Annotated in this window: 11 protein-coding genes; 10 read left to right on the plus strand and 1 reads right to left on the minus strand. The window is 32.9% G+C overall.

Annotation, left to right across the window (positions count from 1 at the left end; genetic code table 11):
- Positions 1-9: 9 nt before the first annotated feature.
- Positions 10-600, plus strand: a complete 591-nt coding sequence (locus CAB05_RS12825; RefSeq protein WP_088000228.1) for an RsfA family transcriptional regulator — start codon at positions 10-12, stop codon at positions 598-600.
- Positions 601-645: 45 nt separating this feature from the next.
- On the opposite strand, the gene CAB05_RS12830 is transcribed toward CAB05_RS12825, so the two are convergent.
- Positions 646-1,053 (minus strand): GNAT family N-acetyltransferase, encoded by a 408-nt coding sequence (locus CAB05_RS12830; RefSeq protein WP_088000230.1) that lies wholly within the window; start codon positions 1,051-1,053, stop codon positions 646-648.
- A 156-nt stretch (positions 1,054-1,209) separates the two neighbouring features.
- On the opposite strand from CAB05_RS12830, the gene CAB05_RS12835 reads away from it, so the two are divergent.
- From CAB05_RS12835 to CAB05_RS12875, 9 genes are all read left to right on the plus strand, one after another.
- Positions 1,210-2,097: a 2-dehydropantoate 2-reductase gene (locus CAB05_RS12835; protein ID WP_158093263.1), complete on the plus strand. Its 888-nt coding sequence runs from the start codon at positions 1,210-1,212 to the stop codon at positions 2,095-2,097.
- A gap of 6 nt (positions 2,098-2,103) precedes the next feature.
- Complete coding sequence (locus CAB05_RS22750; protein ID WP_088000234.1) at positions 2,104-2,496, plus strand: DUF3397 family protein; 393 nt, start codon at positions 2,104-2,106, stop codon at positions 2,494-2,496.
- A gap of 26 nt (positions 2,497-2,522) precedes the next feature.
- Entirely contained in the window at positions 2,523-4,151 is a 1,629-nt protein-coding gene (gene bshC, locus CAB05_RS12845) for a bacillithiol biosynthesis cysteine-adding enzyme BshC (RefSeq protein ID WP_088000236.1), read from the plus strand.
- A 125-nt stretch (positions 4,152-4,276) separates the two neighbouring features.
- Complete coding sequence (gene mraZ, locus CAB05_RS12850) at positions 4,277-4,708, plus strand: division/cell wall cluster transcriptional repressor MraZ (protein ID WP_088000238.1); 432 nt, start codon at positions 4,277-4,279, stop codon at positions 4,706-4,708.
- Positions 4,709-4,801: 93 nt separating this feature from the next.
- Positions 4,802-5,734: a 16S rRNA (cytosine(1402)-N(4))-methyltransferase RsmH gene (gene rsmH, locus CAB05_RS12855; protein ID WP_088000240.1), complete on the plus strand. Its 933-nt coding sequence runs from the start codon at positions 4,802-4,804 to the stop codon at positions 5,732-5,734.
- Between the two features lie 12 nt (positions 5,735-5,746).
- Complete coding sequence (ftsL, locus tag CAB05_RS12860; RefSeq protein ID WP_088000242.1) at positions 5,747-6,118, plus strand: cell division protein FtsL; 372 nt, start codon at positions 5,747-5,749, stop codon at positions 6,116-6,118.
- An 11-nt stretch (positions 6,119-6,129) separates the two neighbouring features.
- Positions 6,130-8,322, plus strand: a complete 2,193-nt coding sequence (locus tag CAB05_RS12865; RefSeq protein ID WP_088000245.1) for a penicillin-binding protein — start codon at positions 6,130-6,132, stop codon at positions 8,320-8,322.
- Positions 8,323-8,437: 115 nt separating this feature from the next.
- On the plus strand, positions 8,438-10,384 hold the full coding sequence (locus tag CAB05_RS12870) for a stage V sporulation protein D (protein WP_088000247.1): 1,947 nt from the start codon (positions 8,438-8,440) through the stop codon (positions 10,382-10,384).
- 25 nt (positions 10,385-10,409) lie between these two features.
- Positions 10,410-11,876 (plus strand): UDP-N-acetylmuramoyl-L-alanyl-D-glutamate--2,6-diaminopimelate ligase, encoded by a 1,467-nt coding sequence (locus tag CAB05_RS12875; protein WP_088000453.1) that lies wholly within the window; start codon positions 10,410-10,412, stop codon positions 11,874-11,876.
- The last annotated feature ends 7 nt before the right edge of the window (positions 11,877-11,883 follow it).

The raw sequence follows: 11,883 nt of genomic DNA on the forward strand, positions 1-11,883 counted from the left end.
GGATTGCAAATGGTTGCAAATCGCCAGGATGCATGGACAAAAGAGGAGGATAACTACTTAGCTGAAGTAGTTTTAAAATCGATAAATGAAGGGTCAACTCAATTAACTGCTTTTAAAGTTGTAGCTGGAAATTTATCGAGAACAGCAGCTGCATGTGGCTATCGTTGGAATTCTTTCGTCCGAAAGTTTTATAAGGAAGAAATTGAAAATGCCAAAGTAAATAGCAAAAAACAAGCGACAAATAAAAATGAATTAAATGATGAAGTGCCAAAACCGCAAACTGAAATAGAATTACCTGAAGTAGTTTCAGGTGAAAGCGATCAAGAAGTATCTTTTGAAGCTGTGTTTCAATTTTTAGAAACTGTAAAGGAAAAAGTAGAGTCGCTTCCAGTTAGAGAAATTCAATCCCTCGAAAAGAAGTTATTAATTTCAAAACAAGAAAATGATCAATTAAAAGTTGAAAAACAACTATTGCTTGAAAAAGTAAAAGAGCTTGAGAGTGAGTATGAAAATTTATTTGAGTTTATTGACCAAAAACGAAAATTTGTAAATATTACAAGTGGAACACCTGATAAAAAGGTAAGATCTAAAAAAGAATAAAAAAACTCAACATCTCTTCATTGAGGTGTTGAGTTTTTTTTATGATTATTTCGGTTGCCAAATGACAAACTCTGAATCAGTTTCAGTGAAACCTTGTTTCTTCCAAAATTCATTTGAATTTGCTCTTGGAATCGTTTTGATTGGTTTGTTAAATGATTTAGCAAATGCGACTAATTCTTTTCCGTAACCATTTTTTTGATAATAAGGAAGTACTTCCATTTTATTAATCTCGATTATTTCTTCGTTTTCGCTTTTATGCGTGTACAAGCTCATACGAGCAATAAGAGCTTTGCCTAAATAAATACCATAAAATGGTGATTGGAACTCATTATCGATTAAGTTTGATTCAAGATCTTCCAACATAGAAAGTTCTTGTAATCCGTAACCAGAAAATTGCTGAAATTGTTCAAGTGTTTTAAAATTTATTTGTAAGCGTTCGATCTTGTTGCTCAAATGTTGCTCCCCCTTAAATTGAATGTAAATTTTTAATATTTGAAATATAATTATATTATATCGTACTATACATTTTAAAAAAAGATAGATTACATGGAAATTTATTTTGGTTAAACTAAAATTCCATTAGAATACTTAAATTGAATGGAGAAAAAAATGAAAATTGGAATTATAGGTGGCGGTGCGATTGGACTGCTTGTAGCATCGTATTTTCATCAGCAAAAACATGAAATTATGTTATATACAAGAACGGATGAACAGGCGACAATAATCAATGAATCAGGTATCTTACTATCATTAAATGAAAATATTTCTCAAATGTGTATAAACGCCAAAAAATTATCTTCACATATTGATCATTGTGACATTCTGATTATTTGTGTAAAGCAATATCATTTAGAAAAAATCAAATCAATCATAAATAATTTTAAAGGCGATACAATTTTATTCTTGCAAAATGGTATGTCCCATATTGAATATGTAAAAAAATTATCAATAAACAATTGTTTTATCGGAATTGTTGAACACGGTGCATTAAAAATGTCAATGAATGAGATCAAACATACCGGTTTAGGGACGATTAAAATTGGTCGGTTAAAAGGGAACCAAGAAGCGCTTGAAAAAGTGTTATCATTACATACGGAGGGATTTTCACTACAATTTGAGAATAATTGGTTGTATATACTACATCAGAAATGTCTTGTAAATTGTACGATAAATCCCTTAACTGCAATATTAAACATAAGAAATGGTGAGTTGATTACCAATGATTATTTTAAACAAATTAGTAAGTTATTATTTAATGAAGTTGCAAGAGTTTTACAATTAAATGAAGAAGTAGAATGGCAGAAGGTAATTGAAATCTGTGAAAAAACATCAATGAATTATTCATCAATGAATCGAGATCTTTACTTTGGCAGAGAGACTGAGATTGAAAGCATGCTTGGCTATGTAAAGAATCTTGCAATTCAAAAAAAAATAAATGTCCCAACGATCGAACTTGTGTACAATGTAATTAAAGGACTTGAGAAGAAAAAGGGGTAATTCTTATTGGGAAAATTTTTCATTTTCTTCATTTCATTTTTAATTGAATTTCCAATCGTTTCAACAATCTTTATCTATATGTTTCTAAAACTTTTTTTAAAGCATAATAAGCGTAAACTTTTGCTTTTTACTTTAGATTTAACTACAATTCTATATATTAGTTCTTTTTATTTTATGTTAAACATGTTTTTTCCAACTGCGACCGGTTGGATTTTGATTAATCTATTATTAATTATCTTATTTATTAGTATTATTCTTCAATGGAAAGCAAAAAGAGATATTCGATTTTTTAAGCTTATAAAAGGTTTTTGGAGGATTTCCTTTATTTTGTTTTTTATCCTTCATTGTATTACCTTGTTAACAGGTCTGACTTTGAGCATATCTGAATATATTGCTTAATTGGAGAACGAGAGAGGAAGTTCTTAATGCAAATTAGTAAAGTCCATTTAGCGGGTCAAAATAAATTGTTGAATGATTTTTTAAATGGAAAAGAGTCGATTTCTTCTTTCTTTGGTGCAAATCCGTTAAAAAAAGAAGAAATGGAATTCAGAATTAAAAATGTAATGAACCGATCATATAATCGTCAAGGTCTAGTAGATGCATTAGAGCTTTTCCATCAAAAACATCATGCTAGTATTGAATCACAGGAAAATATGAAAAAATTACGAAATGAAGATACGTTTGTTGTAATTGGTGGTCAACAGGCAGGATTGTTAACTGGACCTTTATACACAATACATAAAATAATTTCAATCATTCAATTAGCGAAAAAATATGAAGATGAATTGAATATTTCGGTTGTGCCTGTTTTTTGGATAGCAGGAGAAGATCATGATATTGATGAAATAAATCATATCCACACCATAGATGATCATGAAGTCAAAAAACAAACCTACTATAGTAAAGATACACATTCTTTCTCAGCTACAAAAACAGAGCTTGATCAGAAGGAAATGAAGAATTGGATACTAAAAATCGTAAAGTCATTTGAAGAAACGAATTATACAAATGATCTTTTACAAGAATTAAACAAGACGCTTGAGGAGTCTGTTACTTTTGTTGATTTCTTTGCAAAGCTATTATTTAGACTTTTTGCAAAAGAAGGTTTAGTTTTAATTGATGCAGATGATCCGAACATAAGAGCTTTAGAAGGTTTAATGTTCGAAGAAATGGTTTCAAAACAAGATATTGTTAGAAGTGTCCTAAAAGATACGAAAAGTAAATTGATTAAATCTGGATACCAAGAAACACTTCAAATTTCTGAACAGAGTATTCATCTTTTTTACCATAGTAAAGAAGGTAGACAGTTGTTGGAAGTAGGAGAAAGTGAAGGGGTTATTCAGACAAAGAACAAAAGCTATCAATTTACGAAAGATGAGCTCATTCGGTTAGCAATTGAACAACCTACGTTACTGAGCAATAATGTTGTGACACGTCCAATTATGCAGGAATATTTATTTCCTACACTTGCGTTTGTTGGTGGACCTGGTGAAATCGCATATTGGGCTGAGTTAAAAGATATTTTTGAAGTATTTAATCTAGAGATGCCTCCTGTCTTTTTAAGGCATATGTTTACAATCTTCGAACGAAATATTGTATCCGCGATGGAAGACTTTTCTCTAGGAATAGATGAATCACTTCAAATATCACTTGAGGAGAAGAAAAATTCATGGGTAAAAGCTCAAATCAGTGTTGACTATAAAGATGTCTTCGATCAAAGTAGAAAAGCATTGTTCCAATTACATGAACCTCTTCAAGAAGTAACAAAAGAAGTCGCACCGAACTTAAATGACTTTTCTAAAAAGAATTATTCGAAAATAGAAGAACAAATATTGCTTTTAGAAAGAAAAATTGAAGAATCAATCCTAAAACGACATGAAGAACAAATTGCAAAATGGAATAGAATTATTCATTCTATTTCACCAAATGGAAGGCCACAAGAACGAGTACTTAATATTTATTATTATATAAATAAATATGGCCCAGACTTTGTTCACCAACTATGTGAGTTAACGTTATCCTGGGATTATGCTCATCAAGTCGTCGAACTTTAAATAGAAAATAATTCGATCCTGCTATGTAGATAGCAGGATTTTTCGTTTTTTTAAAGAATTTCATAGAAAAGGTGGTAAGAAGTGGGGGAATGTGGTAAGTTTGTGTTAGAAAGTGGGGGGAAAGGATGTTTATCGGTGAATATCAACATAATATCGATGTAAAAGGACGTCTTATTATTCCTTCCAAATTTCGAGACAAGCTTGGTGAAACCTTCATTGTAACAAGAGGGTTGGATCAATGCTTATTTGGCTATTCAATGGCTGAATGGAGTGTAATTGAAGACAAACTGCGTACACTACCACTAACAAAAAAAGACGCAAGGGCATTTACTCGTTTTTTCTTCTCTGGAGCTATGGAATGTGAGATGGATAAGATGGGGAGAATTAATATTGCACCTACATTGCGTGGTTATGCAAAATTGGAAAAAGAATGCGTAGTAGTTGGCGTAACAAATCGAATTGAGATTTGGGATCAAACAACTTGGAATACATATATGAATGAGTCTGAGGAGTCATTTGGAGAACTAGCTGAAAATTTAATTGGATTTGACCTATAAAACCAAAAATCGTAAGTTCTAGTTCGTTTAGCGTCTTCCCACTCGAGGGACCATAAGTGTGACGCTTTTACATTTAAGATTGAGGTGAGCAACATGTTTGAGCATATTACGGTTTTATTAAGAGAAACTGTTGATTCTTTAGATATAAAAAAAGATGGTATTTATGTAGACTGTACACTTGGCGGTGGAGGTCATAGTGAATACTTGCTATCACAGTTATCTTCTAATGGAAGATTAATTGCATTTGATCAAGATGAGACTGCAATTAGACATGCGAAAGAACGTTTAAAAGAGTATGAAAATCAATTAACCATCGTAAAAAGTAATTTTAAACATATAAAAGAAGAGCTTCATCATTTAGGGATTTATGAAGTTGATGGAATTTTATTTGATTTAGGAGTTTCATCACCACAATTAGATGTTGCAGAGCGTGGTTTTAGTTTTCATCAAGATGCACCACTAGATATGAGAATGAATCAAGAACAAACATTATCGGCTTACGAGGTTGTAAATGATTGGCCATATGAACAACTTGTAAAAATATTCTTCCGATATGGCGAGGAAAAATTCTCAAAACAGGTTGCTAGAAAAATTGAAGAATTGCGTGCTAAAAAACCAATTGAAACAACGTTTGAATTAGTTGAAATTATTAAGGATGCAATCCCTGCACCTGCTAGACGTACGGGTGGACATCCAGCAAAAAGGATATTCCAAGCGATTAGAATTGCTGTAAATGATGAACTTGGTGTATTTGAAGAAGCGCTTAAGGATGCAATCACACTGATTAAACCATCTGGAAGAATTAGTGTCATTACATTCCATTCTTTAGAGGATCGAATTTGTAAAACTATTTTCAAAGAGGCGAGCTCTCTTCCACCTTTACCACCTGGATTACCGATTATTCCAGATGAGTTTAAGCCGAAATTAAAGCTTATTACTCGTAAACCACTATTACCAACTGATGAAGAATTAGAAGCAAATAAAAGAGCAAGATCTGCAAAGTTAAGAGTAGCTGAAAAATTATAAGGAGGGAAAACAATGAGTAATTTGGCAAGAAAGTTACAACAAAAACAAGTTACTGATTCGCAACTTAGACCTTCTATCAAGAAAAAAGCAAGAACGAAAAAATTATCAAAAGTAACGCCGATTGAAAAGTTCCTTTATGTTTCATTTATTTTTGCATGTTTCTTTATTGGAACGAAAATCGTAAAAACACAAGCTGCAATTTTTGATACGAATATTAAAATTCAACAAGTGAAAAATGAAGTTGCAAAAGAAAAACAACATAATTCTGAATTAAAGATGAAAATAGACGAACTGAGTACTTATGACCGAATTTGGCAAAAAGCTAAAGAATTGGGATTAAAGATCGATAGTAATAATGTGAAGTTCACAGATTCTGGCAACTAGGAGATCATATTATGAGTAAGAAAAAGAATAAGTATACGAATTTAGGAATTCGATGGTTTTTTCTTGTAACTTTAGCATTTTTTATCTCACTCATAGTAAGAATTAGTTATTTACAATTAGCAGACACAGTTGAAGGTAGAAACTTAAAAGCATTTGCAGATGAGAATTATAATACATCACAAAAAATTCCTGCAAAAAGAGGTACCATTTATGATGCAAATGGTGTTCCTCTTGCTGAAGAAGTAACTTCATATACTGTGTCTGCAGTACTAGATCCGAGTGCTTCTAAAAATTCTAAAATAAAAAGACATGTTGTTGATAAAGAAAAAACAGCAAAACAATTGTCGGTAATTTTAGATGTAGATGAGTCGGAACTATTATCAATGTTAGGGAAACCAAAATATCAAGTTGAATTAGGACCAGGTGGAAGAAATATTTCTCAAAGCAAGAAAGAAAAAATTGAGAAATTACAGCTACCTGGTATTGTTTTTACTCCTTCACAAAAACGATATTATCCAAATGGTGTGTTCGCATCTCATACACTTGGTTATACGGCAACAAATGATAATGGTGATTTAGTAGGTGAAATGGGTCTTGAAAAATCATTAAATGATGAATTGAACGAAGAGGATGGTAAAAAAAGCTTTTTACGTGATCGCAAAGGAAATATCCTTCCTTATGAAAATGAAAAAGTTGATCCACCGCATAACGGTAATGACATTTATTTAACGATTGATACGAAGATTCAGAGTTTACTAGAAGATGCAATGACTAGAGTGGATAAAGAGTATGAACCTGAGAAAATCATGGCGATCGTGTCTGATCCAAAAACGGGTAAAATCGTTGCGATGGGAAATCGTCCGAGCTTTGATCCGAATATTAATGATATTACAAACTATACAAATGACCCAGTTTCTTATGCTTTTGAAGCCGGTTCAACAATGAAAATATTTACACTTGGTGCTTCCATGAATGAAGGAGTATACAATGGTCATGAATATTTTCAATCTGGAAGATATAAAGTACCTGGTGGAGGTACTGTCCATGATGTAAATAGAAATGGTTGGGGCTCAATTACCTTTGATGAAGGAATACAGCGTTCGTCAAACGTTGGAATTTCCATTCTATTAAACGAAAAATTAGGTCCGGAACGTTTCTTGCAATATTATAAGAATTACGGGTTTACCCAAAAAACAGGGATTAATCTTCCTGGTGAATCAAGTGGACGATTAGTATACAAATATCCACTTGAAAAAACGACAACTGCTTTTGGACAAGGTTCAACAGTAACTGCCATTCAAATTATTCAGGCTGCCAGTGCAATTGCTAACAATGGAAGAATGATGAAACCTTATATTATTGATAAAATAGTTGATCATGATACGAGTAAAACAGTTAAAGATTATGATTCAGAAGTAGCTGGCAATCCAATTACGGCTGAAACAGCAAAAAATGAAAGAAAACTATTAGAAACTGTTGTAACGTCACCAAATGGTACTGGACATAATTATGCAATCAAAGGTTATACAGTTGCTGGTAAAACGGGTACGGCTCAGGTTGTTGATGAACATGGTAAATATATAAAGGGGCATGGTGAAAATCTATTTTCTTTCATCGGTATGGCTCCTGCAAATGATCCAGAGCTTGTTGTTTATGTAGCAGTTCTTCGTCCTAAATTAAAAGAAACTGAATTAGGTTCTGATCCAGTATCTGAAATATTTAGAAGTGTTACAAAAGGTGCACTTGAGTATATGAAAGTAGAACCTGCAGAAAATGCAGATATTAATGAGTTAGTTGATAAAGATAGTATTGAAATTCCAGATTTAGAAGGTCTTTCTGTAAATGAAGCAAAATCTTTAGCAACATCATTAGGCTTAAAGCCGATCTCGCTTGGAAGCGGGGATGAAGTAATTGGACAAACAATCACTTCAAAAACCCAAGTTGTAAGAGGAACAAAAATTTATTTAAGAACGAATGGCAAAAATAAAATGCCTTCTGTTATCGGATGGTCCAAAGTGGATGTAAATCGATTGAGTGAATTATTTAATTTAAAGCTTACAATAAAAGGTTCTGGTTATATTACAAGTCAAAGTATTAAGAAAAATGCAGAATTAAGAGATCGTGACTTTTTAAGTGTAGAATTAAATAAACCTCAGGAAAAGGTTGAGAAAGATAAACAAGTTAAAGTAGAGATACAAGAGTAAACTATAAAATGGACTTGGACTATTTCTAGATTGCTAGAATTAGTTCAAGGTCTATTGTATTTGGTACAAGCATATATTGAAACGAACATATTGTAGTAGAGGAGTGTTCGTTTAAATGCGAGTATCAAATGTAACCGTACGTAAACGTTTATTTTTTGTTTTTATTGGTGGTTTATTAATTTTTTCTATTATTGCGACAAGATTAGGTTATGTACAATTTGTATTAGGTGATGTTTTATCTGAACGTGCAAAAAACTCATGGAGTCGTGATATTCCATTTGAACCAAAACGTGGAGAAATCTTAGACCGTAATGGTGTTGCACTCGCAACAAATAAAAGTGCTCCTTCCGTTTTAGTCGTACCTAGACAAATTAAAGATCCAGAAATCGCGACAAAAAAACTTGCCCCTATCCTAAAAATCTCCGAGGTAAAGCTGTATAAAATTTTAACCAAAAGATCCAGCATGGAACATATTCGTACAGAAGGTATTAAAATTACAAATGAAAAAGCAAAAGAAATTAGGGATTTAAACCTAGAAGGCGTTTACATAGCTGAGGATTCAAAAAGATACTATCCATTTGGAAACTATCTTTCTCATGTACTTGGTTTTGCGGGAATCGATAATCAAGGTCTGAACGGATTAGAGCTTTATTATGATAAACAATTAAGTGGTGAAAAAGGTAGTGTTCAGTTTTATTCAGATGCAAAAGGCCATAGAATGCCAAATATTGCAGATGATTACATCCCACCTGTTAATGGGCTTAATTTAAAGCTAACGATCGACTCTCGAATTCAAACAATATTAGAACGAGAAATGAACAATGCAACTGCTCAATATAATCCTGATGCAATGATTGGGATCGCGATGAATCCAAAAACTGGCGAAATACTTGGAATGAGTAGTAGACCTGGATTTAATCCATCAAACTTTAAAAATGTTTCACCTGAAATATATAATCGTAATTTACCGGTATGGTCAAATTATGAACCAGGTTCTACTTTTAAGATTATTACACTTGCTGCTGCACTGAATGAAGGATTAGTTGATCTGAATAAAGACCAATTTTATGATGATGGAGCTGCAGAGGTTGCCGGTGCAAGATTACGATGCTGGAAAAGAGGCGGACATGGTTCACAATCTTTTTTAGAAGTTGTTCAAAATTCTTGTAACCCAGGATTTGTTGAATTAGGTAATCGTTTAGGTGAAGATAGACTTTTCCAATATATTCGTAATTTTGGGTTTGGCCAAAAAACTGGTATTGATTTACAAGGTGAAGGTACTGGGATTTTATTTAGTATGGACCGTGTAGGACCAGTAGAAGCTGCAACAACTGCTTTTGGTCAAGGTGTATCAGTAACGCCAATACAGCAAGTAGCAGCTGTTTCTGCGGCAATTAACGGTGGTATATTATATCAACCATATATTGCTAAAGAATTTGTAGATCCAGTTACGAACGAAGTTGTTAGTCGGAAAACGCCAATTGCTAAAAAAAGAGTCATTACACCAGAGACGTCTAAAAAAGTAAGACTTGCCCTTGAAAGTGTCGTAGCACAAGGTACAGGTAAGGGAGCCTTCGTTGAAGGGTATCGTGTAGGTGGAAAAACTGGGACGGCACAAAAAGTAAAAGATGGCCGTTATGATGATAATAGTTTTATTGTATCATTTATTGGGTTTGCACCTGCAGATGATCCACAAATCGTGGTTTATATTGCGGTTGATAATCCAAAGGGAACAGTACAATTCGGTGGTGTTGTAGCAGCACCAATCGTAGGAAATATTATTCGTGATAGTATGCAGGTATTAGGCGTTCCGCCAAGAAAAAATCAAATTGAAAGAGAATTTGTTTATGGAGATATTCCGACATATAAATTACCAAATTTAATTGGTTTAGAGAAAAAAGATTTGCAACAATTGCTAGATACTTTTACTATTGAATATAGTGGTAGTGGCAATGTTGTCATTGACCAAGCACCTAAAGCTGGTGTTAAGCTTAAAGAAGGCTCTAAAATCAGAATTTATTTAGGAACGAAAGAAGAAACTAAATCAAAGAAGAAAAATTGATTTAGTTCAAATGAAAGGATTTGCTATGAAACTTCATACTTTACTATCAAGATTGCAACCTTTAGTGAAAACACCAACTGAAAATCCAGAAATCACTGGGGTTGAAATGGATTCCCGAAATGTAAAACCAGGATACTTATTTATTTGTATCGATGGTTATACAGTTGATGGACATCAATATGTGAAACAAGCAGTAGAAAATGGCGCTGTAGCTATTTTGGCACAAAAACCAGTTGAAACGAATGTACCTGTTGCATACGTAAAAGATACGCTTCGTTCTATGGCTGTTGTTGGGAATATGTTTTATCATAACCCAACTCAGAATTTAAATTTAGTTGGAATTACAGGTACAAATGGTAAAACAACTACATCTTACATTATTGAAGAGATTGTTAAACACAATAAACAAAAAACTGGTGTTATTGGAACAATTGGAATGAAAATTGGTGATGAAGTATTTGAAACGAAAAATACAACACCAGATAGTTTAACACTACAATCAATGTTTGCAAAAATGGTAGACGCAAAAGTTGATACAGCAGTAATGGAAGTATCATCTCATGCATTACATTTAGGTCGAGTTCATGGTTGCGAATATGATATTGCAGTATTTACGAATCTTTCTCAGGATCATTTAGATTACCATGGATCGATGGATGAATATAAAAAAGCAAAAGGACTTTTATTTTCACAATTGGGAAATAGCTTTTCTTCTGAAAAGAGAAAGTTCGCTATTTTAAATGGTGATGATGAAGCTTCTAAGGAATATATGACGAGTACTCAAGCGAATGTCTTAACTTATGGATTAAATAAGGACTATGATTTATTCGCAGATGAGATTGAATTAACAAACTCAGGAACTAGATTTGTACTACATTTCTTACATCAACAATATGTTGTTGAAATGAAATTAATTGGTACTTTCAATGTATATAATGTGTTAGCAGCAATTGGTGCAGGTATTGCTTTAGATATTAAGGTTGAAACAATTCTAGAAGCGATCGCTACATTAGAAGGTGTTCCTGGTCGGTTCCAATCTGTTAATGCAGGGCAAGATTTCACTGTTATTGTAGATTATGCTCATACGCCAGACAGTTTAGAAAATGTATTAAAAACTGTTAAGCAATTTGCAAAAAATGATGTGTATACTGTTGTAGGTTGTGGTGGCGATCGAGATCGTACAAAACGTCCATTAATGGGGAAAATCGCAGCGGACCTTTCTACCCAAGCTATCTTCACATCAGATAATCCTAGAACAGAGGACCCAATTTTAATTTTAGAAGACATGAAATTCGGTTTGGAGCATAATAATATAACGGTAATAGAAGATCGTAAAAAAGCAATTACATTTGCGATTGAGAATGCTAAAAAACATGATATTATTGTTATTGCTGGTAAAGGGCATGAAACATATCAAATTGTAGGAACGAGTGTATCTCATTTTGATGATGTTGAAGAAGCTAAAGAGGCTATTTTGCAAAGAAGAGGATAATGTCCTC

It is taken from the genome of Gottfriedia solisilvae (genome assembly GCF_002128405.1).
Taxonomy (GTDB): Bacteria; Bacillota; Bacilli; order Bacillales; family Bacillaceae_G; genus Gottfriedia; species Gottfriedia solisilvae.

What these genes read in the sequence shown, in the direction of transcription:
- CAB05_RS12835 (WP_158093263.1), top strand. Translation starts at nt 1,210, where the DNA reads ATGAAAATTGGAATTATAGGTGGCGGTGCGATTGGACTGCTTGTAGCA.
- CAB05_RS12865 (WP_088000245.1), top strand. Translation starts at nt 6,130, where the DNA reads ATGAGTAAGAAAAAGAATAAGTATACGAATTTAGGAATTCGATGGTTT.
- mraZ (WP_088000238.1), top strand. Translation starts at nt 4,277, where the DNA reads ATGTTTATCGGTGAATATCAACATAATATCGATGTAAAAGGACGTCTT.
- CAB05_RS12875 (WP_088000453.1), top strand. Translation starts at nt 10,410, where the DNA reads ATGAAACTTCATACTTTACTATCAAGATTGCAACCTTTAGTGAAAACA.
- CAB05_RS12870 (WP_088000247.1), top strand. Translation starts at nt 8,438, where the DNA reads ATGCGAGTATCAAATGTAACCGTACGTAAACGTTTATTTTTTGTTTTT.
- ftsL (WP_088000242.1), top strand. Translation starts at nt 5,747, where the DNA reads ATGAGTAATTTGGCAAGAAAGTTACAACAAAAACAAGTTACTGATTCG.
- rsmH (WP_088000240.1), top strand. Translation starts at nt 4,802, where the DNA reads ATGTTTGAGCATATTACGGTTTTATTAAGAGAAACTGTTGATTCTTTA.
- bshC (WP_088000236.1), top strand. Translation starts at nt 2,523, where the DNA reads ATGCAAATTAGTAAAGTCCATTTAGCGGGTCAAAATAAATTGTTGAAT.
- CAB05_RS12825 (WP_088000228.1), top strand. Translation starts at nt 10, where the DNA reads ATGGTTGCAAATCGCCAGGATGCATGGACAAAAGAGGAGGATAACTAC.